The organism is Streptomyces sp. NPDC101393, from assembly GCF_044767385.1.
Lineage (GTDB): Bacteria > Actinomycetota > Actinomycetes > Streptomycetales > Streptomycetaceae > Streptomyces.
In genome coordinates this window covers 408,291-429,309 of the sequence record NZ_JBIWNU010000001.1, presented here as the reverse complement: position 1 = coordinate 429,309, position 21,019 = coordinate 408,291, and the positions used below count along the sequence as shown (strand labels likewise).

Here is a 21,019-nt window from a genome sequence, read left to right as displayed (position 1 = left end):
GTGCCGGGCGAGGGGCAGTCGAGCGAGCAAGGACTGAGGAGCAGATGGCGGACAGCAACGGGACCGCGAAGACGGCCGAAAGCCGTGCCCGCGGCATACGTGCCACGGGCCGCCGGCGGAAAGGGCCGACCCGGCGCCGTCGGGTGCTGACCATCACGCTGTGCGCGCTGGTCAGCGTCGTGCTGCTCGGCGGAGCCGGTCTCGGCTACGTCTACTTCAAGCTCAACGGCAACCTCAAGGGCGTCGACATCAACGCCGCCCTCGGCCAGGACCGGCCGAAGAACGTCGACAACGGCTCGATGGACATCCTCGTCATGGGGTCGGACTCGCGCGCCGGCAAGAACAGTGAATACGGCACGGACGAGGGCGCCGCGCGGTCCGACACGGCGATGGTCGTGCACGTCTACAAGGGCCACAAGAAGGCCAGCGTGGTGAGCATCCCGCGCGACACCATGATCAAGCGCCCGTCGTGCACCAAGGACGGCAAGGACGTCCCCGGCCAGCAGCGCGCGATGTTCAACACCGCGTTCGAGGTGGGCGGTCCGGCCTGTGCCGTCAAGACCGTCGAGTCGATCAGCGGAATCCGCATGGATCACTTCGTCGAGGTCGACTTCACCGGCTTCAAGAAGCTCATCGACGCCCTGGGCGGCGTGGAGATCACCACCAAGAAGGCCATCAACGACAACAGCAGCCACCTGCACCTCCAGGCCGGCAAGCACACGCTCAATGGCGAGGACTCGCTCGGCCTCGTACGGACCCGGCACGGCGTCCCCGGGGGCGACGGCAGCGACCTGGGCCGCATCCAGCTCCAGCAGACGTTCATCAAGGCCCTGATGAACCAGGTCAAGAACGTCGGGGTGCTCACCAACCCCACGAAGCTGTATGACGTCGCGGACACGGCGACCAAGGCCATCACCACCGACACCGACCTCAACTCGGTCAGCGAACTGTCGGGACTGGCCAAGAGCCTGGGCTCGATCGGCTCCGACAAGATCGACATGGTCACGCTGCCGGTGGCGTACGACAAGGTCGACCCCGACCGGGTCGAGCCGCTCACCAAGCAGAGCAAGCAGGTCTGGGACGCGCTCCACCAGGACCGGGACATCCCGAAGTCCGCGATCAAGGACTCGGCCGGCGACAAGGGCGGCACGGACAGTTACGTCCGGTAGTGGGACCGGCCGGGACCGGGGCGCCGGGCCCGGCCGGGGAATAGTTGCGCTCCGACCCCGGTTTTGGGAGATACGGCGAGTCCTGGCAGACTGGACCGTCGGCCCCGGTTCACGTGACGCAACCCGCAGCACGACCCGGAGCACTCCCGAACCTAGGAGAACCCCTTGAAGCGCGACATCCACCCGGAGTACGTCGAGACCCAGGTCAGCTGCACCTGTGGCGCGTCCTTCACCACCCGTAGCACCGTTGCCAACGGCAGCATCCGCGCCGACGTCTGCAGCGAGTGCCACCCCTTCTACACCGGCAAGCAGAAGATCATGGACACGGGCGGCCGCGTGGCCCGCTTCGAGGCCCGCTTCGGCAAGGCCAAGGCCGCCAAGTAGCGACCCGCAAGGCGCCGGTCTCCGGTCGCCCCTGCTCAGGGGTGACCGGACCGGCGTTTTGTCGTCCAGGCCACGGACCCGGCCGGGGGTCCGGGATGCCGCGGCCCCGCCGCACCGCTGCCGGCCCCCGGAACACCAGTCAGCTAAGGAACCCCAACGATGTTCGAGGCGGTCGAGGAACTGATCGGCGAGCACGCCGATCTTGAGAAGCGGCTGGCCGACCCCGCGGTCCACTCCGACCAGCGCGAGGCCATGCGGCTCAACAAGCGCTACTCCGAGCTGACCCCGATCATCACGACCTACCGTTCCTGGAAGCAGACCGGCGAGGACATGGAGACCGCGCGCGAACTCGCCGCGGACGACCCGGACTTCGCCGACGAGGTCAAGGAACTCGACGCCCAGCGCGAGACCCTCACCGAAAAGCTGCGGCTGCTGCTGGTTCCGCGTGACCCCAGCGACGACAAGGACGTCATCCTCGAGGTCAAGGCCGGCGAGGGCGGCGAGGAATCCGCCCTGTTCGCCGGCGACCTGCTGCGGATGTACCTGCGCTACGCCGAGCGGGCCGGCTGGAAGACCGAGATCCTCGAGGCCAACGAGTCCGACCTCGGCGGCTACAAGGACGTCCAGGTCGCCGTGAAGACCAAGGGCGGGGGCGGCGCCACCGAGCCCGGCCAGGGCGTCTGGGCACGGCTGAAGTACGAGGGCGGGGTGCACCGCGTCCAGCGGGTGCCCGCCACCGAGTCGCAGGGCCGCATCCACACCTCCGCCGCCGGCGTGCTCGTCACGCCCGAGGCCGAGGAGGTCGAGGTCGAGATCGGCCCCAACGACCTGCGGATCGACGTCTACCGCTCCTCCGGCCCCGGCGGCCAGTCCGTCAACACCACCGACTCCGCCGTGCGCATCACCCACCTGCCCACCGGCATCGTCGTCTCCTGCCAGAACGAGAAGAGCCAGCTCCAGAACAAGGAGCAGGCCATGCGCATCCTGCGCTCCCGGCTGCTGGCCGCCGCCCAGGAAGAGGCCGAGAAGGAAGCGTCGGACGCCCGCCGCAGCCAGGTCCGAACGGTTGACCGCTCCGAGCGCATCCGTACGTACAACTTCCCGGAAAACCGCATCTCGGACCACCGGGTCGGCTTCAAGGCGTACAACTTGGACCAGGTGCTCGACGGTGAGCTCGATGCGGTCATCCAGGCCTGCGTGGATGCCGACTCGGCCGCCAAGCTCGCCGCCGCCCAGTAAGACCCTGTACGTACCGGCCACGGACGCATCCGGGGACTCGCTCCCCGGGCCCCGGCCGATCGACGGCGACCCGCACAACGAAGACGCAGCGCATCAGGAGGAAGGCCCGTGAATCTGCTGCTCGCCGAGGTGGCCCAGGCCACCCAGCGGCTGGCCGACGCCGACGTGCCCTCACCGCGTTTCGACGCCGAGGAGCTCGCCGCTCATGTGCACGGCGTCAAGCGGAGCCAGCTGCACACGGTCCCCGACACGGACTTCGACGCCCGCTACTGGGAGGCCATCGCCCGCCGTGAGGCCCGCGAACCACTCCAGCACATCACCGGCCGCGCCTTCTTCCGCTACCTCGAACTCCACGTCGGGCCAGGGGTGTTCGTGCCCCGCCCGGAGACCGAATCGGTCGTCGGCTGGGCGATAGACGCAGTGCGCGCCATGGACGTCGTCGAACCGCTGATCGTCGACCTGTGCACCGGCTCGGGGGCCATCGCCCTCGCCCTGGCGCAGGAAGTGCCCCGCTCGCGCGTACACGCCGTCGAGCTGTCCGAGGAAGCTCTCCAGTACGCCCGCAAGAACGTCGAGGGGTCCCGCGTCGTTCTTCAGCACGGTGATGCGCTGACCGCGTTTCCCGAACTGGACGGGCAGGTCGACCTGGTCGTCTCCAACCCGCCGTACATCCCGCTGACCGAGTGGGAGTACGTCGCACCCGAGGCACGCGACCACGACCCCGAGCTCGCGCTGTTCTCGGGCGAGGACGGCCTGGACACCATCCGTGGCATCGAGCGGACCGCCAACCGCCTGCTGCGGCCCGGCGGTCTGGTCGTCGTCGAGCATGCCGACACCCAGGGTGGGCAGGTGCCCTGGATCTTCACGGAGGAGAAGGGGTGGGCGGATGCGGCAGATCACCCCGATCTCAACAACCGGCCCCGCTTCGCCACCGCGCGCCGGGCGACGCCATGACGCGCCCCGCATCGACGACGGATGCGCGCCCCGCACCCGAGGTAACCGTTCCGCACGAGGGAGACAGCTGATGGCACGGCGATACGACTGCAGCGACGCGACCGACCGCGCGACCGGTCTGCGTGAGGCCGCGTCGGCCGTCCGCCGCGGCGAGCTGGTCGTCCTGCCGACCGACACCGTCTACGGCATCGGGGCGGACGCCTTCAGCGCCGAGGCCGTCGGCGACCTCCTGGAAGCCAAGGGCCGCGGCCGCGGAATGCCTTCCCCGGTCCTCGTCGGATCCCCGAACACCCTGCACGGCCTGGTCACCGACTTCTCCGAGCAGGCCTGGGAGCTGGTCGACGCCTTCTGGCCCGGCGCACTCACCCTCGTCGCCACCCACCAGCCGTCGCTGACCTGGGACCTCGGCGAGACCCGCGGCACGGTCGCGGTCCGGATGCCGCTGCACCCCGTCGCCATCGAGCTGCTCACCGACTTCGGCCCGATGGCCGTCTCCAGCGCCAACCTCACCGGCCACCCCTCCCCGCAGGACTGCGACGCCGCCCAGGAGATGCTCGGCGACTCGGTCTCCGTCTACCTGGACGGCGGCCCCACGCCCGCCGCCGTACCGTCCTCGATCGTCGATGTCACCGGCAAGACCCCGGTGCTGCTGCGTGAGGGCGCGATCAGCGCGGAAGAGCTGCGCAAGGTCGTACCCGAGCTCGAGGTGGCCAATTGATGGCGCCCCTGGGGCGTGGCATAGCGGGAGCGGGCGACGACACCCTTTTCCCCCCAGCACCCCCTTTTCGGATCCTCCACGTCAGCACCGGCAACGTGTGCCGCTCGCCGATCACCGAGCGGCTGCACCGCCGTGCCCTGGAGGTGCGCCTCGGCGAGGCGTGCAGCGGCGGGCTGCTCGTGGAGAGCGCCGGCACCTGGGGGCACGAAGGCGCCCCCATGGAGGCGCACGCCGCGACCGTCCTCGGCGACTACGGCGCGGACCCGGCCGGCTTCCTCGGCCGTGAGCTGCTCGACGAGCACGTCATCCGCGCCGACCTGGTGCTGACCGCTACCCGCGACCACCGCGCCCAGGTCATCTCCATGGGCCACTCCGCGGGACTGCGCACCTTCACGCTCAAGGAATTCAACCGGCTGGTGCGTGCGATAGACCCCGCCACGCTGCCCGAGCCCGACCCGGGCCTGCCGGACGGCGGGCTCGTCGAGCGTGCCCGCGCGCTGGTCGGCGCCGCCGCCGCGCTGCGCGGCTGGCTGCTGGCGCCCAACCCCGAGTCCGACGAGGTCTACGACCCCTACGGCGCCCCCATCACGTTCTTCCGCTCCATCGGCGACGAGATCAACCAGGCGCTCGACCCGGTCGTCACGGCCCTCACCGGTCTGCCCGCCCGCGCCTGACGCCCGCCTCCGGGCGCCCGCCGCCCGACCGGCCCGCACACCGCGCCCGATCGCCACGCCGCGCCTACATTGGGACTACGTCCCCGTACGAGGCCCGGAGCCAGCGATGCCCGCCATCACCGCGTCACCCCGCAGCGACACTCCCGCCACCCGTGTCCCGGCCACCGGCCCCGGCGGTGAGCTGACCGTCGAGGAATGGGCCCAGGCCGCCGCCCGCGACGGCGCCACCCGCCCGCCCGGCGCCCCCGACTTCGCCGCGCTGCTGCGCGAGGACCCCGAGATCGCCGGCGTCCTGCTGGGGGAGAGCGCCCGGCAGAGCGACGGACTCCAGCTGATCGCCGCGGAGAACTTCACCTCGCCCGCCGTGCTCGCCGCCCTCGGCTCCCCGCTCGGCAACAAATACGCCGAGGGATACCCGGGCGCCCGCCACCACGGCGGCTGCGAAATCGTGGACCTCGCCGAGCGGATCTCCGTCGAACGCGCCAAGGCCCTGTTCGGCGCCGAACACGCCAACGTCCAGGCCCACTCCGGGTCTTCGGCCGTGCTGGCCTCCTACGCCGCCCTGCTGCGCCCCGGGGACACCGTCCTGGCCATGTCCCTCCCGCACGGCGGACACCTCACCCACGGGTCGCCTGCCAACTTCTCCGGCCGCTGGTTCGACTTCGTCGGCTACGGCGTCGACGAGGACACCGGACTCCTCGACTACGACGCGATCCGCGCACTGGCCCGCGCACGCCGCCCCAAGGCCATCGTCTGCGGCTCGATCTCCTACCCCCGGCACATCGACTACGCCGCGTTCCGCGACATCGCCGACGAGACCGGCGCCTATCTGATCGCGGACGTCGCCCATCCGACCGGGCTGATCGCCGGGGGAGCGGCGCCCAGCCCCGTTCCGTACGCGGACGTGGTGTGCGCCACCACCCACAAGGTGCTGCGCGGGCCGCGTGGCGGGCTGATCCTGTGCGGCGCGAAGCTCGCCGAACGCATCGACCGCGCGGTGTTCCCCTTCACCCAGGGCGGCGCCCAGATGAACGCGGTCGCCGCCAAGGCCGTCGCCTTCGGTGAGGCCGCCACCCCGGCCTTCGGCGCGTACGCCCACCAGGTCACCGCCAACGCCGCCGTACTCGCCGACGAGCTGGCCGGACACGGGCTGACGATCACCACCGGGGGCACCGACACCCACCTGATCACCGCCGACACCGCCCCGCTCGACCTGGACGCCCGCACCGCACGGGGCCGGCTGGCCGCCGCCGGGATCGTCCTGGACACCTGCGCCCTGCCGTGCGCCGAGGCGCCCGGGGACACGGTACGCCGGACGGGTGTCCGCCTGGGCACCGCGGCGCTGACGACCCAGGGCATGCGCGAGGACGAGATGCGCGAGGTCGCCGAGCTGATCGCGGGGGCGCTGCGCGAGGACGGCGCCACCCGGGCGCGGACCGTCGCATTGGTCCACCGTTTTCCGCCTTATCCCGATCACGACTGACGGCCAAAAACCGCTGGGAACCCTGCGCGGCCCGGCTGCGTCTCCCCCTGTATTCACGGACAAGGGGCTGACGCGCATATGGTGTGTGGCTGTGATGGCCAGCGAAACCAATGGGGCAGCCCGTGCGTGAATACCTGCTGACGCTGTGCGTCACGGCCGCGGTGACCTACCTGCTGACCGGGCCGGTGCGGAAGTTCGCGATCGCGGCCGGGGCGATGCCGGAGATCCGCGCCCGCGATGTGCACCGCGAGCCGACACCGAGACTCGGCGGCATCGCGATGTTCGGCGGGCTGTGCGCGGGGCTGCTGGTCGCCTCGCACCTGACCAACCTCAAGAGCGTCTTCGCCAACTCCAACGAGCCGCGGGCGCTGCTCTCCGGCGCCGCGCTGATCTGGATCCTCGGCGTCCTGGACGACAAGTGGGGCGTGGACGCGCTGGTCAAGCTCGGCGGCCAGATGATCGCCGCGGGCGTGATGGTCCTCCAGGGCCTGACGATCCTGTGGATCCCGATCCCCGGCGTCGGCACCGTCTCGCTGACCCCGATGCAGGGCACGCTGCTCACCGTCGCACTGGTCGTGATCACCATCAACGCGGTGAACTTCGTCGACGGTCTGGACGGCCTGGCCTCCGGCATGGTGTGCATCGCCGCCGCGGCGTTCTTCATGTACGCGTACCGGATGTGGTTCGGCTACGGCATCGAGGCGGCCGCGCCCGCAACGCTGTTCTCGGTCGTTCTGATGGGCATGTGCCTGGGCTTCCTGCCGCACAACATGCACCCGGCGCGGATCTTCATGGGCGACTCCGGATCGATGCTGATCGGCCTCGTGATGGCCGCCGGCGCGGTTTCGGTCACCGGCCAGGTCGACCCGGACCTGCTCAACCTGAAGGCGGGCGGTCTGCGTGAGGCGACGCACGCGATGGTGCCGGTCTACATCCCGCTGCTGCTGCCGCTGACGATCATCGCGGTCCCGGTCGCCGACCTCATCCTGGCGATCGTCCGGCGTACGTGGCACGGCCAGTCGCCGTTCGCGGCCGACCGCGGGCACCTCCACCACCGGCTGCTGGAGATCGGGCACTCGCACAGCCGCGCCGTGTTGATCATGTACTTCTGGTCGGCGCTGATCGCCTTCGGCGCGGTCGCGTACTCGGTGAACAACGCCAGCATGTGGATCGTGCTCGGCATCGTGCTGCTGAGCGCGGTCGGCCTGGTGCTGCTCCTGCTGCCGCGCTTCACTCCGCGTGCCCCGCGCTGGGCGGAGCGGTTGGTGCCGCCGCGCTACCGCCGGGTCGTCCTGGGGTCCGACGAGGAGGCCTTGATGGCGGACGGTGTGGACACCGGAGTGCCCGACGAGGAGCCCGAACCGGTGCCCGCGGGCATCCACGGCGCCACCGCGATCGGTGACCGGTCACGCTTCGTCGGCCGCCGGCGGGCGGACAGTCACCGCTGATCCACGTTTCCGGTCGCTCCAACGGGCGTCAGAAAACGGGTCGGTTGACCCTATAGCAGACAAAAGCCCGGCCGTCAGTGCACCAACGCGCAGGTTCACGCTCAGGTGTGACAGGGTCCACACGAACAGGTAAAGACCTCATCAAATAGTTTGTGATACCGTTCACGAAACCCGGCGATAGAGCCGAAGGGCCGTTGTGCGACGGTCTTTTGGCCTCAGGCTCCGCCTCAGGCCGGGACTACGCTCGTCCCTGACGACAGAAACCCCCACCCCTTGCCGGAGCGCCGCCATGCAGTCGAATGACGCCCGACTTCTCCTTCACGCCGTTGTGCCCACGCTCGCCATCGGCGCCATCGCCGTTGCCGTCAGCGCTGTGGTCGCGGGCGGGACGGGAGCGATCGGCGCCGTCATCGGCACCGCGCTGGTGATCCTGGTGATGGGCGCAGGGCTCGTCGTCCTGCAAAGCACCGCGCGGAATCACCCGCAGCTGTTCCAGATGATGGGACTCATGCTGTACACGGTGCAGATTCTGCTCGTCCTTGTCTTCCTTCTGACGTTCAAGGACACAACGCTCTTCGATACAAAGGCTTTTGCGTTCACGTTGCTCGGCGCCACTCTCGTGTGGATCGCGGCACAGACCCGCGGTCACATGAAGGCGAAGATCCTGTACGTCGACCCCGACTCCGCGGAAGCGAAGAAGGCGGAGACGGCGGGGTCGCCGACGTGACACGTAGGGCCGGAATAAAAGCCCCCATGCGGGCCTGCTATCGTCCGGTGCCAACTGCGGCACAGTTGGCGCAGGCGGCTGAGCGCACCGGTTCCACGGGATGGAACGGGCAGTCCTCACGGCCCATGCCTGTGATCCGACCCGGCCCAGCGCCGACCAGCCGCCCCCACATCCGCAAGACCAGTCCAGTGCCGCACCGTGGCTCAACGCCGCGCCGACACAACGAGGTTGCCGTACCCATGCGCCACGCTGAAGGAGCCCGCGGTGAGTGCTGAAACGATGCTCGCCTTCGACACGGAGTGCCACCTCTTTATTCCGGGGTGTGGCTTCGAGGCCCCGGGTCTTCATTCGTTCGTCTTCGAACCCCTCTTCACGGTCGGTGGCTTCGAGTTCAACAAGCCGATGCTGCTGGCTTTCCTCAGCACCGTCGTCGTTGTGTGGTTCTTCTGGGCCGCGTTCGGCAAGGCGAAGATCGTCCCCGGAAAGCTGCAAATGGTCGGCGAAGCGGGGTACGACTTCGTGCGCCGCGGCCTCGTCTATGACGCGCTGGGGAAGAAGGAGGGCGAGAAATACGTCCCCTTCATGGTCGCGCTGTTCTTCTTCGTATGGATCATGAACCTGTGGTCGGTGATCCCGCTCTTCGCCTTCCCGGTGACGTCGGTGATCGCCTTCCCCGTGGGCCTCGCCCTCGTGGTCTACGTCCTCTGGCTGTTCCTGACCTTCAAGAAGCAGGGCTTCGTCGGCGGCCTGAAGAACATCAGCGGCTACGACAAGTCGCTCGGTTGGGTGCTGCCGCTGATCATGGTCCTGGAGCTGCTCCAGCACCTGATCATCCGCCCCTTCACGCACGCGGTCCGGCTCTTCGCGAACATGTTCGCGGGGCACCTGCTGATCCTGCTGTTCACCATCGCCAGCTGGTACATGCTGAACGGCATCGGAATCGTCTACGCGGGGGCGTCCTTCGTGATGACCCTTGTGATGACCGCGTTCGAGCTCTTCATCCAGGCCGTCCAGGCGTATGTCTTCGTCCTCCTGGCCTGCAACTACGTCCAGGGCGCGCTCGCCAAGCAGCACTGAGCACCCTCGTCTCCCAGCCCAACAGCTGTCCGGTGGCCAACCCCCACCGGTCCGTGAAATGAGAAGGAAGTAACGGCATGTCCGCTGCTCTCGAAATGGTCAACCTCGCCGCCGGCTCTGCCAAGACCAACGTCGTCGGCAACGTCGCCTCGATCGGTTACGGTCTCGCCGCGATCGGCCCCGGCGTCGGCGTCGGCATCATCTTCGGTAACGGCACCCAGGCCCTGGCCCGTCAGCCCGAGGCTGCCGGCCTGATCCGCACCAACCAGATCATGGGTTTCGCCTTCTGTGAGGCGCTCGCCCTGATCGGCATCGTCATGGGCTTCGTTTACAAGTAAACGAAACCATCGACATTCGATTCAGACGGAAGGCACTGATGTGAACGCCCTGGTGAACATGGCGGCGGAGGTTCCTGAGAACCCCCTGGTCCCGCCGATTCCAGAGCTGGTCATCGGCCTGATCGCCTTCTTCATCGTCTTCGGCTTCCTCGCCAAGAAGCTCCTCCCGAACATCAACAAGGTTCTGGACGAGCGTCGGGCGTCGATCGAAGGCCGCATGGAGGACGCCGAGGCGAAGCAGGCCGAGGCTCAGCAGGTGCTCGAGGACTACCGGGCACAGCTTGCCGACGCCCGCCACGAGGCCGCGCGTCTGCGCCAGGAGGCGCAGGAGCAGGGCGCGACGCTCATCACCGAGATGCGCGCCGAGGGCCAGCGGCAGCGTGAGGAAATCATCGCTGCCGGTCACGCCCAGATCGAGGCGGACCGCAAGCAGGCCGCGCAGTCGCTGCGTCAGGACGTGGGCAAGCTTGCCACCGACCTGGCCGGCAAGCTCGTCGGCGAGTCCCTCGAGGACCACGCCCGGCAGAGCCGGACCATCGACCGCTTCCTCGACGAGATCGAGGCCAAGGCGGCGTCGGACGCGACGAAGGCTGAGGCCGGCCGATGAACGGAGCGAGCCGCGAGGCACTCGCCTCCGCACGCGAGCGACTCAACGCGCTGACGGACAGCAGCTCCGTCGACGCCGCGAAGCTCGCCGAGGAGCTGGCTGCCGTCACCGCTCTGCTCGACCGCGAGGTGTCGCTGCGTCGGGTCCTGACCGACCCGGCGCAGACCGGCGAGGCGCGAGCCGAGCTGGCACGGCGACTGCTCGGCAACCAGGTCGGCGAGCCGACTGCCGATCTCGTCGCCGGCATGGTCCGGTCCCGCTGGTCGCGCTCGCGTGACCTGGCGGACGGGGTCGAGGAGCTGGCCTACAGCGCCGACCTGATCGCCGCACAGCGGGCCGGTCAGCTCGACGACGTCGAGGACGAGCTGTTCCGGTTCGGCCGGATCGTCACCTCGACCTCCGAGCTGCGCAGCGCGCTGACCGACCAGAACGCGCAGGGCTCGGCCAAGGCCGCGCTGCTGCACTCGCTGCTGGGCGGCCGGGCCAACCCGGTCACCGAGCGACTGGTGACGCGTCTTGTCGGAGCGCCGCGAGGTCGTAGCCTGGAAGCGGGGCTCGACGCCCTCTCCAAGCTGGCGGCGAGCCGTCGCGGCCGGATGATCGCGGTCGTCACCTCCGCGGTGCCCCTCAGCGATGTACAGCGGCAGCGCCTCGGCGCCTCGCTCGCGAAGGTGTACGGACGGCAGATCCACCTGAACCTCGACGTGGACCCCGAGGTCCTCGGCGGCATCCAGGTGCGGATCGGCGAAGAGGTCATCAACGGCACCATCGCGGATCGCCTCGACGAGGCGGCCCGGCGGATGGCCGGCTGACCCAGCCACCAACTCAAGAGCTGCACAGCCGGCGGAGTGCCGGGCCGGCCGGACCGAGAGGTCCGGCTGCGGTCCGGAAGCACCACCGGGGACACAGCACAAGCACGACGGCGGCCCGAGTTGGGCCGTAGGCGGAAACCCCCTGGGGGGACGGCCCCCCAGACACCCGCAAGTAACTTCGGGCCCAACAAGGAGAGCAGGGAACCCAGATGGCGGAGCTCACGATCCGGCCGGAGGAGATCCGGGACGCGCTGGAGAACTTCGTCCAGGCGTACAAGCCGGACGCGGCCTCGCGCGAAGAGGTCGGCACGGTCAGTGATGCCGGTGACGGCATCGCGCATGTCGAGGGCCTCCCCTCGGCGATGGCGAACGAACTGCTGAAGTTCGAGGACGGCACGCTCGGTCTCGCACTGAACCTGGACGAGCGCGAGATCGGTGCGGTCGTCCTCGGCGAGTACAGCGGTATCGAGCAGGGCCAGCCGGTGCAGCGCACCGGTGAGGTGCTCTCGGTCGCCGTGGGCGAGGGCTACCTCGGCCGCGTCGTCGACCCGCTGGGCAACCCGATCGACGGCCTCGGCGAGATCGAGTCCGAGGGCCGCCGCGCCCTGGAGCTGCAGGCTCCGGGCGTCATGGTCCGTAAGTCGGTCCACGAGCCGATGCAGACCGGCTACAAGGCCGTCGACTCGATGGTGCCGATCGGCCGCGGCCAGCGTCAGCTGATCATTGGTGACCGCCAGACCGGCAAGACTGCCCTGGCCGTCGACACGATCATCAACCAGCGCGACAACTGGCGCTCGGGCGACCCGAAGAAGCAGGTCCGCTGCATCTACGTCGCCATCGGCCAGAAGGGCTCCACCATCGCGTCCGTGCGCGGTGCGCTGGAGGAGGCCGGCGCCCTGGAGTACACCACCATCGTCGCCGCCCCGGCGTCCGACCCGGCGGGCTTCAAGTACCTGGCGCCCTACACCGGTTCGGCCATCGGCCAGCACTGGATGTACGCCGGCAAGCACGTCCTGATCATCTTCGATGACCTCTCGAAGCAGGCCGACGCCTACCGCGCCGTGTCCCTGCTGCTGCGCCGTCCGCCGGGCCGCGAGGCCTACCCGGGCGACGTCTTCTACCTGCACTCGCGTCTGCTGGAGCGCTGCGCGAAGCTCTCCGACGAGCTCGGTGCCGGTTCGATGACCGGTCTGCCGATCGTCGAGACCAAGGCGAACGACGTGTCGGCGTTCATTCCGACCAACGTCATCTCCATCACCGACGGTCAGTGCTTCCTTGAGTCCGACCTGTTCAACGCGGGCCAGCGCCCGGCGCTGAACGTCGGTATCTCGGTCTCCCGTGTCGGTGGCTCCGCCCAGCACAAGGCCATGAAGCAGGTCTCCGGCCGGCTTCGTGTGGACCTTGCCCAGTTCCGTGAGCTGGAGGCGTTCGCCGCCTTCGGTTCCGACCTGGACGCGGCGTCCAAGGCACAGCTGGGCCGCGGTCAGCGCATGACCGAGCTGCTCAAGCAGGGCCAGTACGCCCCGATGCCCGTCGAGGAGCAGGTCGTCTCCGTCTGGGCCGGTACCACCGGCAAGATGGACGACGTCCCGGTCGAGGACATCCGCCGCTTCGAGCGGGAGTTGCTCGACTACCTCAACCGGGAGAAGAAGGAGCTGCTGACCAGCATCGTCGAGGGCGGGAAGATGTCCGACGACACCATCCAGGTCCTCTCCGACTCCGTCGCCACCTTCAAGCAGCAGTTCGAGACCTCGGACGGCAAGCTGCTCGGTGAGGACGCTCCGGTCAGCACCACCAAGTGACGACGGAAGGGACCTGATCCATGGGAGCCAAGCTCCGGGTCTACAAGCGTCGCATCCGCTCCGTCACCGCGACCAAGAAGATCACCAAGGCGATGGAGATGATCGCCGCCTCGCGCATCGTCAAGGCGCAGCGCCAGGTGGCGGCATCGACGCCGTACGCGAGTGAACTGACCCGCGCGGTGACAGCGGTTGCCACCGGCTCGAACACGCAGCACGCCCTGACCACCGAGGTGGACAAGCCGGCGCGCGCCGCGGTGCTGCTCATCACGAGCGACCGCGGCCTGGCCGGCGGCTACTCCTCGAACGCCATCAAGGCCGCCGAGAAGCTCACCGAGCGTCTCAAGGCCGAGGGCAAAGAGGTCGACAGCTTCATCGTCGGCCGCAAGGGTGTGTCGTACTACGCCTTCCGTGAGCGCGAGGTCGCGGAGTCGTGGACCGGCTTCACCGACAGTCCGACGTACGCGGACGCCAAGGCCGTGGCCGGACCGCTGATCGCTGCGGTCCAGAAGGACACGGCCGAGGGCGGCGTGGACGAGCTGCACATCGTCTTCACCGAATTCGTGTCGATGATGACGCAGACGCCGGTCGACGACCGGCTGCTGCCGCTCAGCCTCGACAAGCAGGACGAGACGGACGAGGCGGAGAAGTCCACCAAGGACGAGATCCTTCCGCTCTTCGAGTTCGAGCCGTCGCCCGAGGACGTTCTCGACGCGCTGCTGCCGCGGTACGTCGAGTCGCGGATCTACAACGCGCTCCTGCAGGCCGCCGCCTCCAAGCACGCCGCCACGCGTCGTGCGATGAAGTCGGCGACCGACAACGCAGAAGACCTCATCAAGTCGCTCTCGCGGCTTGCCAACGCGGCCCGACAGGCCGAAATCACCCAGGAAATCAGCGAGATCGTCGGTGGTGCCAGTGCTCTGGCCGACGCGACCGCGGGGAGTGACTGACCACTATGACCACCACTGTTGAAACGGCCACGGCTACGGGCCGCGTCGCGCGGGTCATCGGCCCGGTCGTCGACGTGGAGTTCCCCGTCGACGCGATGCCCGAGATCTACAACGCGCTGCACGTCGAGGTCGCCGACCCCGCCGAGCAGGGCAAGCTCAAGACGCTGACCCTGGAGGTCGCCCAGCACCTGGGTGACGGCCTGGTCCGCGCCATCTCCATGCAGCCCACCGACGGCCTGGTCCGCCAGGCCCCGGTGGTCGACACCGGCAACGGGATCACCGTCCCCGTGGGCGATGTCACCAAGGGCAAGGTCTTCAACACCCTCGGCGAGATCCTCAACAAGCCCGAGGCCAAGTCGGAGATCACCGAGCGCTGGCCGATCCACCGCAAGGCCCCGAGCTTCGACCAGCTCGAGTCCAAGACCGAGATGTTCGAGACCGGCGTCAAGGTCATCGACCTGCTGACCCCGTACGTCAAGGGCGGCAAGATCGGTCTGTTCGGTGGTGCGGGCGTCGGCAAGACCGTCCTCATCCAGGAAATGATCTACCGCGTGGCCAACAACCACGACGGTGTGTCGGTGTTCGCCGGTGTCGGCGAGCGCACCCGTGAGGGCAACGACCTCATCGAGGAAATGACCGAGTCGGGCGTCATCGACAAGACCGCCCTGGTCTTCGGTCAGATGGACGAGCCGCCGGGCACCCGTCTGCGGGTCGCGCTGGCCGGTCTGACCATGGCGGAGTACTTCCGCGATGTGCAGAAGCAGGACGTGTTGTTCTTCATCGACAACATCTTCCGCTACACCCAGGCGGGTTCTGAGGTCTCCACGCTGCTCGGCCGTATGCCGTCCGCGGTGGGTTACCAGCCGAACCTGGCGGACGAGATGGGCCTCCTCCAGGAGCGCATCACCTCGACCCGTGGTCACTCGATCACCTCGATGCAGGCGATCTACGTCCCCGCGGACGACCTGACCGACCCGGCGCCGGCCACCACCTTCGCCCACCTGGACGCGACGACCGTTCTGTCGCGCCCGATCTCGGAGAAGGGCATCTACCCGGCGGTCGACCCGCTGGACTCGGTGTCCCGGATCCTGGACCCCCGCTACATCTCGCAGGACCACTACGACTGCGCTTCGCGCGTCAAGACGATCCTGCAGAAGTACAAGGACCTCCAGGACATCATCTCGATTCTGGGTATCGACGAGCTCGGCGAGGAAGACAAGCTCACCGTCTACCGCGCCCGTCGTATCGAGCGGTTCCTGTCGCAGAACACCCACGTGGCGAAGCAGTTCACCGGTGTCGACGGCTCGGACGTCTCGCTCGACGAGTCGATCACCGCGTTCAACGCGATCGCGGACGGCGACTACGACCACTTCCCCGAGCAGGCGTTCTTCATGTGCGGTGGCATCGAGGACCTCGAGGCCAACGCGAAGCGGCTCGGCGTCTCCTGACCCGTGCTCCCGTCCCGGGGGTGGCCCTGGCCGCCCCCGGGACGTACGACCACTAGTATTTGACCCAGCATCTGCCGAGCCAGGCAGGTGGAGACCCGAGGAGCCATCGTGGCTGAGCTGCACGTCGAGTTGGTCGCAGCCGACCGTCAGGTCTGGTCCGGCGAGGCCAGCCTTGTCGTCGCGCGCACCCCGTCGGGCGACATCGGCGTCATGCCCGGACATCAGCCGCTGCTCGGCGTGCTGCAGTCGGGCCCGGTGACGATTCGTACGACCGGCGAAAGCGGGGACGGCACCGTCGTCGCCGCCGTGCACGGCGGCTTCATCTCGTTCGCCGACAACAAGCTGTCTCTGCTCGCGGAGATCGCCGAACTGTCGGACGAGATCGATGTCCAGCGCGCGGAGCGGGCACTGGAGCGGGCGAAGTCGGAGGCCGACGCGGCCGCCGAGCGCCGCGCCGATGTCCGTCTGCGTGCGGTGACGGGCGTTCACTGAACCCCGTCCCGACGAGATCGATCCTCAGCCGCGGGCTGCCCCGGAACACTCCGGAGCGGCCCGCGGCTGAGGCAATGCAGGTGCGATTCCTCCCCCACGCCCGAACGGCGGCGGGGGTACCCCCACCGAGGCGAGGAGGTCGGTCGAGATGGTCCTCGCTCTGCTTGTGAGCGGCGCGGTCGTGGTACTGGTGCTGCTGGGACTGTTCGTCTTCGGACTACGGCGACGGCTCATCCAACGGTCCGGCGGCACCTTCGACTGCAGCCTGCGCTGGGACGTACCCGAGCACGAGAGCGACCCCAGCGGCAAGGGCTGGATCTACGGTGTGGCGCGCTACAACGGCGACCGCATCGAATGGTTCCGGGTCTTCTCCTACGCCCCCCGGCCCCGCCGCGTCCTGGAGCGCTCCGCCATCGAGGTGGTGCAGCGCCGCACCCCCCAGGGTGAGGAAGAACTGGCGCTGCTCTCCGACTCCACCGTCCTCGCCTGCAGCCACCGCGGCACCCGCCTGGAACTCGCCATGAGCGAGGACGCCCTCACCGGCTTCCTGGCCTGGCTGGAGGCGGCACCTCCGGGGCAACGCGTCAACGTGGCCTGACCAAGAGGCTCCCGCCGCGTCGTCCTACGGCGCCTCCACGCCCAACTCCTGGGCGAGCACTGCCGCTTGGACCCTGCTGCGCAGCTCCAGTTTGGCCAGCAGCCGGCTGACGTGCGTCTTCACGGTGGCCTCGGCCATCGCCAGGCGGGTCGCGATATCGGCGTTCGACAGCCCTCGCCCCAGACAGCCCAGTACCTCGCGCTCGCGGCGGGTCAGCGCGTCCAGCACGGCCGGATCCGGGCCGTCCCCCTCCGGTGTCTGCCGCGCCGCCGTACCGGCGAACTCCGCGATCAGACGGCGGGTCACCGCGGGGGCGATCAGGCCCTCGCCGGCGGCCACGGTGCGCACCGCGGTCAGCAGGGCGGCCGCGTCGGTGTCCTTGAGCAGAAAGCCGGCCGCCCCCGCGCGCAGCGCCCCGAAGACGTACTCGTCCAGGTCGAACGTGGTCAGTACGAGGACGTCCGCCAGGTGCTCGGCGACGATCCGGCGGGTGGCGGAGACACCGTCGAGCCGGGGCATCTGGACGTCCATGAGGACGAGAGCGGGCCGCAGCTCGCGCGCGAGCCGTACCGCCTCCTCGCCGTCCACCGCCTCGCCGACGACCTCGATGTCGGGGGCGGAGCGCAGGATGAGCACCAGGCCGGCCCGCACGGCGGACTGGTCCTCGGCGACGAGGACCCGGATCGGCTGTGCCGGTGCGCCTGTCATGGTCGTTTCTCCTCCGGTCGCCGTTCCTCCTCGGGGACGGGCATCTCCGCCCGCACCAGCCAGACCCGGCCGTCCGGGCCGTTGCCCGGACCGGCCTCGAACGCGCCGCCCAGCAGGGCGATCCGCTCCCGCATCCCGACCAGGCCGGCGCCGGAGCCGGGCGCGCGCGGTCCGGGCCGTTCGCCGAACGGGCTGATGACGGTGACGGTGAGCGCCACCCCGTGGTCGTGGTCGATGCGTACCCGGACCTCGCCGGGTGCCGCGTGCTTGAGGGCGTTGGTGAGTGACTCCTGGACGATGCGGTACGCGGCGAGCTCGACGGGGGCGGCCATCCTGGGGCTCAGCTCCGCCCCGTCCGCGCGCCGGGTGTCGTCCAGGGTGAAGGTCAGGCCGCTGCTCGCGCCGCTGGCGCGGGCCTGGGTGATCAGCGTGTCGAGCCCGTCGAGGGTGGGCGTGGCGGCCGGCTCGTCGCCACCGCCCGGCGCCTTCGGATCCCGCAACAGCCCGATGAGGCGGCGCATTTCGGCCAGACCCTGCACGCTGTTCTCCCGGATCACCCCGAGTGCCTCACGGGTCGCCGCCGGGTCGTCGATGGACTGCGCCGCCGTGGAGTGGATGGCGATGGCGGACAGGTGGTTGGCGACCATGTCGTGCAGTTCGCGCGCCATCCTGGTCCGCTCGCCGGTCACCGCCTGCCTGCGGTCCATCTCGGCCAGCAGCGCGGTCTGCTCGGCCCGCAGCCGGGCGGCCTGCGCGGCGTCCCGGTGGTTGCGGATGATCACGCCGGTCCAGGCCGGGGTGAGGGTGCCCACGGCGATGGCGATGCACAGCATCAGGACCTGCGGATCGTGCCACAGCGCGGTGAGCACGATCGTGGACAGCACCGTGAGCAGCACGCAGTGGAACGGGATGCGGCGGGCCGCCGCCGGGCTGCCGTAGAGAACCGCCGCGTAGATCAGGTCGGTGAACATCAGGACCGTGGCGACCAGGGTGCCCGTGCAGATGTCCAGCGCCAGCGCCGGGATCCCCAGCACCAGCGCCGCCACCGGGGCGGTACGGCGCAGCAGCTCCGCCGCGGACATCACCGTCAGCGAGACCAGCGTCAGCGCCGACGGGAGGCCGAAGAGCGGCGGGCCGCCCTGCAGACCCAGCAGCCACAGCAGCAGGCCGCCGGCCAGCCCGCCGCCCGCGATCAGCGCGTCGGCGCGGTGCGGTCGGCCGAGGGCGGCGAGGGGGTGGGCGGTCACCTCTCCATCAAACACGCCGCGGCGGGCCGGCGCCTCCACGTACGGACGGTTCCGCGGGGCCGCCGCTACATCGAAAGATGCAGCGCGGATCGTCTGGTGCGACGACGTTCCGGCAGCTCGCCGCTGGAAGGCTGGAGGTGTCCGCTCGGAAAGGAGACGGCCGTGGTCGTCACGTTGATCATCATCTGCGAGGTCGGATTCTGGGTGCTGCTCGCCGGCGGCCTGGCCCTCCGCTACCTGGCGCGGATGCCGCGCACCGGTGCCGCGGTCCTCCTCATGGAGCCCCTGCTGGAGGTGGTCCTGCTGGCCGTCACCGCCATCGACCTGAAGAACGGTGCCGCCGCTGACTGGAAACACGGCCTGGCCGCCGTCTACATCGGCTACACCGTCGCCTACGGCCACTACACGATCAAGTGGGTCGACGGGCACGTCGCACACCGCTTCGCCGGCGGGCCCCCGCCTGCCAAGCCCCCGCGCCACGGCCTGGCCCGCGCCCGGCACGAGGGGAAGCTGTGGCTGCGTACGGTGCTGATGGTGGCCGTCGCGGCGGGCCTGCTGCAGATCGCGATCTGGTACGTCGGCGACGGCGGCAACACCGCGTCGCTGCGCGGCTGGCAGGCCACCACCCTGCGCATCCTCGTGATCCACGGCCTGATCGCGCTCACCTACCTCATCTGGCAGAAGAAGGATCCGCGCCCGGACGGGGCCGCCGGGGAAGCACCCCGGCGGCAGCAGAAGTCGCTGCGCTGACGGCGCCCCGGCGGGTGGTCAGCGCTCGCCGCCCGGCACCCACAGCACGTCCCCGACCTCCTTGTTGGCGCAGCGCGCCAGGATGAACAGCAGGTCGGAGAGGCGGTTGAGGTACGTCGCGGTCAGCGGGTTCATGGTCTCGCCGTGCTCCTCGAACGCCGTCCAGGTCGAACGCTCCGCGCGCCGTACGACCGTGCACGCCTGGTGGAGCAGCGCCGCGCCCGCCGTACCGCCCGGGAGGATGAAGCTGCGCAGCTTCTCCACCTCTTCCAGGAAGCGGTCGCAGTCGGCCTCCAGCTTGTCGATATAGCTCTGTTCGACGCGCAGCGGCGGGAATTCGGGGTTCTCCACCACCGGCGTGGCGAGGTCGGCGCCGACGTCGAAGAGGTCGTTCTGCACGCGCAGCAGCACGGTGGTGATCTCGTCCGGCAGGGAACCGAGCGCCAGGGCCACACCGAGTGCCGCGTTGGCCTCGTTGGCGTCCGCGTAGGCCGAGATCCGCGAATCGGTCTTGGCGGTACGGCTCATGTCGCCGAGGGCGGTGGTGCCCTTGTCGCCGGTGCGGGTGTAGATGCGCGTCAGATTCACCATACGGGCGAGCCTACGCCGCGGACCTGCGGAAGGCCCGTGTGCAAAGGGTCACGGAGGCGGCGGCCAGGGCGAGCGCCACGAGGCTGCCGTGGAGCACGGACGCCGAGGCGTAGTCACCGGTGAACGCGGACCGCACGGCGTCCACGAGGTAGCGGAACGGCATGAAGTGCGAGAGCACATCGAGCCATCCGGGCCCCAGTGTCATCGGCAGCATCAGCCCCGACAGCAGCATCGAGGGCATGGTGACGGCGTTGATGACCGGTCCGAACTCCTGCGGCGCGGTGACCTTGACGGCCAGTGCGTATGACAGCGAGGCGAGCGCGACGGTCAGCACGGCGACGAAGGCGAAGCCGACGAGGATGCCGGGCAGCGGGGCGCGCAGCCCCATGGCCAGCGCCGCGAGCACCAGCAGCACGGACTGGAAGACGAAGAGCGCGGCATCCCGCAGCACCCTCCCCAGCAGCAGCGCCAGCCGGCTGACCGGGGTCACCCGCATCCGCTCCAGCACGCCGTACTGCTTCTCGACGATGATCCCGAAACCGCAGAACGAGGCGCCGAACAGGCTGAGTTGGAGCAGCAGGCCGGGCACCAGAACCTGCCAGGAGCTGCCGGCCGAGCCCAGCGGCAGATCGGTCAGCAGCGGGCCGAAGAAGAGCAGATACAGCAGCGGCATCAGCACGCCGAAGAGCATCTGGACCTTGGAGCGCAGGGTCTGGCGGGCGTAGCGCCCGAAGATCAGCCCGGTGTCGGAGAGGAAGTCGGACAGGGAAGGGGACAAGGGGTGCTCCTGGGGGGGGCTGGAGGGG

General features: G+C 69.4%; 23 protein-coding genes. 19 read left to right on the top strand and 4 right to left on the bottom strand.

Translation table 11 applies throughout. The features are described from left to right. Nucleotides 1-44: 44 nt before the first annotated feature. The 18 genes from ACIRQ7_RS01820 (at nucleotide 45) to ACIRQ7_RS01735 (ending at nucleotide 16,917) form a co-directional block, all read left to right on the top strand. The gene (locus tag ACIRQ7_RS01820; RefSeq protein ID WP_404259117.1) at nucleotides 45-1,169 is read left to right on the top strand and encodes an LCP family protein; all 1,125 of its coding nucleotides are present in this window, start codon (nucleotides 45-47) and stop codon (nucleotides 1,167-1,169) included. Nucleotides 1,170-1,334: 165 nt separating this feature from the next. Beyond that, nucleotides 1,335-1,553 (top strand): 50S ribosomal protein L31, encoded by a 219-nt coding sequence (gene rpmE / locus ACIRQ7_RS01815; protein WP_404259115.1) that lies wholly within the window; start codon nucleotides 1,335-1,337, stop codon nucleotides 1,551-1,553. A 159-nt stretch (nucleotides 1,554-1,712) separates the two neighbouring features. Continuing rightward, nucleotides 1,713-2,792, top strand: coding sequence for a peptide chain release factor 1 (gene prfA, locus ACIRQ7_RS01810; protein ID WP_404259113.1), 1,080 nt, complete (start codon nucleotides 1,713-1,715; stop codon nucleotides 2,790-2,792). 108 nt (nucleotides 2,793-2,900) lie between these two features. Continuing rightward, complete coding sequence (prmC, locus tag ACIRQ7_RS01805) at nucleotides 2,901-3,746, top strand: peptide chain release factor N(5)-glutamine methyltransferase (RefSeq protein ID WP_404259112.1); 846 nt, start codon at nucleotides 2,901-2,903, stop codon at nucleotides 3,744-3,746. Nucleotides 3,747-3,816: 70 nt separating this feature from the next. Then, nucleotides 3,817-4,464: an L-threonylcarbamoyladenylate synthase gene (locus ACIRQ7_RS01800; RefSeq protein WP_401463029.1), complete on the top strand. Its 648-nt coding sequence runs from the start codon at nucleotides 3,817-3,819 to the stop codon at nucleotides 4,462-4,464. Further along, nucleotides 4,461-5,138, top strand: coding sequence for a protein-tyrosine-phosphatase (locus tag ACIRQ7_RS01795; RefSeq protein WP_404259110.1), 678 nt, complete (start codon nucleotides 4,461-4,463; stop codon nucleotides 5,136-5,138). The genes ACIRQ7_RS01800 and ACIRQ7_RS01795 overlap by 4 nt, the downstream gene beginning before the upstream one ends. 106 nt (nucleotides 5,139-5,244) lie before the next feature. Beyond that, entirely contained in the window at nucleotides 5,245-6,621 is a 1,377-nt protein-coding gene (gene glyA / locus ACIRQ7_RS01790) for a serine hydroxymethyltransferase (protein WP_404259108.1), read from the top strand. Nucleotides 6,622-6,731: 110 nt separating this feature from the next. Then, a complete protein-coding gene (locus ACIRQ7_RS01785) occupies nucleotides 6,732-8,069 on the top strand; it encodes an MraY family glycosyltransferase (RefSeq protein ID WP_401463035.1) in 1,338 nt (445 codons plus the stop codon). Nucleotides 8,070-8,358: 289 nt separating this feature from the next. Further along, nucleotides 8,359-8,796, top strand: a complete 438-nt coding sequence (locus ACIRQ7_RS01780; RefSeq protein WP_401463037.1) for a hypothetical protein — start codon at nucleotides 8,359-8,361, stop codon at nucleotides 8,794-8,796. 279 nt (nucleotides 8,797-9,075) lie between these two features. Beyond that, complete coding sequence (gene atpB, locus ACIRQ7_RS01775) at nucleotides 9,076-9,873, top strand: F0F1 ATP synthase subunit A (RefSeq protein ID WP_401463783.1); 798 nt, start codon at nucleotides 9,076-9,078, stop codon at nucleotides 9,871-9,873. A 77-nt stretch (nucleotides 9,874-9,950) separates the two neighbouring features. Further along, nucleotides 9,951-10,211 (top strand): ATP synthase F0 subunit C, encoded by a 261-nt coding sequence (atpE, locus tag ACIRQ7_RS01770; RefSeq protein ID WP_227049434.1) that lies wholly within the window; start codon nucleotides 9,951-9,953, stop codon nucleotides 10,209-10,211. Between the two features lie 40 nt (nucleotides 10,212-10,251). Continuing rightward, nucleotides 10,252-10,818, top strand: coding sequence for a F0F1 ATP synthase subunit B (locus ACIRQ7_RS01765; protein ID WP_401463039.1), 567 nt, complete (start codon nucleotides 10,252-10,254; stop codon nucleotides 10,816-10,818). Then, on the top strand, nucleotides 10,815-11,630 hold the full coding sequence (locus ACIRQ7_RS01760) for a F0F1 ATP synthase subunit delta (protein ID WP_404259105.1): 816 nt from the start codon (nucleotides 10,815-10,817) through the stop codon (nucleotides 11,628-11,630). The genes ACIRQ7_RS01765 and ACIRQ7_RS01760 overlap by 4 nt, the downstream gene beginning before the upstream one ends. A 209-nt stretch (nucleotides 11,631-11,839) precedes the next feature. Continuing rightward, the gene (gene atpA / locus ACIRQ7_RS01755; RefSeq protein WP_404259103.1) at nucleotides 11,840-13,432 is read left to right on the top strand and encodes a F0F1 ATP synthase subunit alpha; all 1,593 of its coding nucleotides are present in this window, start codon (nucleotides 11,840-11,842) and stop codon (nucleotides 13,430-13,432) included. 20 nt (nucleotides 13,433-13,452) lie between these two features. Continuing rightward, nucleotides 13,453-14,379 (top strand): F0F1 ATP synthase subunit gamma, encoded by a 927-nt coding sequence (locus tag ACIRQ7_RS01750; protein ID WP_404259102.1) that lies wholly within the window; start codon nucleotides 13,453-13,455, stop codon nucleotides 14,377-14,379. 5 nt (nucleotides 14,380-14,384) lie between these two features. Next, nucleotides 14,385-15,827, top strand: a complete 1,443-nt coding sequence (gene atpD / locus ACIRQ7_RS01745; protein WP_404259100.1) for a F0F1 ATP synthase subunit beta — start codon at nucleotides 14,385-14,387, stop codon at nucleotides 15,825-15,827. A gap of 108 nt (nucleotides 15,828-15,935) precedes the next feature. Then, nucleotides 15,936-16,319, top strand: a complete 384-nt coding sequence (locus tag ACIRQ7_RS01740) for a F0F1 ATP synthase subunit epsilon (protein ID WP_393896960.1) — start codon at nucleotides 15,936-15,938, stop codon at nucleotides 16,317-16,319. Nucleotides 16,320-16,467: 148 nt separating this feature from the next. After that, nucleotides 16,468-16,917: a DUF2550 domain-containing protein gene (locus tag ACIRQ7_RS01735; RefSeq protein WP_401463051.1), complete on the top strand. Its 450-nt coding sequence runs from the start codon at nucleotides 16,468-16,470 to the stop codon at nucleotides 16,915-16,917. A 24-nt stretch (nucleotides 16,918-16,941) separates the two neighbouring features. Here ACIRQ7_RS01735 and ACIRQ7_RS01730 read toward each other — a convergent pair whose 3' ends face one another. Together ACIRQ7_RS01730 and ACIRQ7_RS01725 are read right to left on the bottom strand one after the other, a co-directional pair. Further along, nucleotides 16,942-17,625 carry a response regulator gene (locus tag ACIRQ7_RS01730; protein ID WP_404259098.1) on the bottom strand — a complete coding sequence of 228 codons (684 nt, stop codon included), beginning with the start codon at nucleotides 17,623-17,625 and terminating at the stop codon, nucleotides 16,942-16,944. Beyond that, a complete protein-coding gene (locus ACIRQ7_RS01725; RefSeq protein ID WP_404259097.1) occupies nucleotides 17,622-18,872 on the bottom strand; it encodes a sensor histidine kinase in 1,251 nt (416 codons plus the stop codon). The genes ACIRQ7_RS01730 and ACIRQ7_RS01725 overlap by 4 nt, the downstream gene beginning before the upstream one ends. 162 nt (nucleotides 18,873-19,034) lie before the next feature. Between ACIRQ7_RS01725 and ACIRQ7_RS01720 the strand changes: the two genes are divergently transcribed. Beyond that, nucleotides 19,035-19,622: a hypothetical protein gene (locus ACIRQ7_RS01720; RefSeq protein ID WP_404259095.1), complete on the top strand. Its 588-nt coding sequence runs from the start codon at nucleotides 19,035-19,037 to the stop codon at nucleotides 19,620-19,622. 18 nt (nucleotides 19,623-19,640) lie between these two features. On the opposite strand, the gene ACIRQ7_RS01715 is transcribed toward ACIRQ7_RS01720, so the two are convergent. Together ACIRQ7_RS01715 and ACIRQ7_RS01710 are read right to left on the bottom strand one after the other, a co-directional pair. Further along, entirely contained in the window at nucleotides 19,641-20,213 is a 573-nt protein-coding gene (locus ACIRQ7_RS01715; RefSeq protein ID WP_404259093.1) for a cob(I)yrinic acid a,c-diamide adenosyltransferase, read from the bottom strand. 10 nt (nucleotides 20,214-20,223) lie between these two features. Continuing rightward, complete coding sequence (locus tag ACIRQ7_RS01710; RefSeq protein WP_404260054.1) at nucleotides 20,224-20,979, bottom strand: ABC transporter permease; 756 nt, start codon at nucleotides 20,977-20,979, stop codon at nucleotides 20,224-20,226. Nucleotides 20,980-21,019 lie beyond the last annotated feature (40 nt).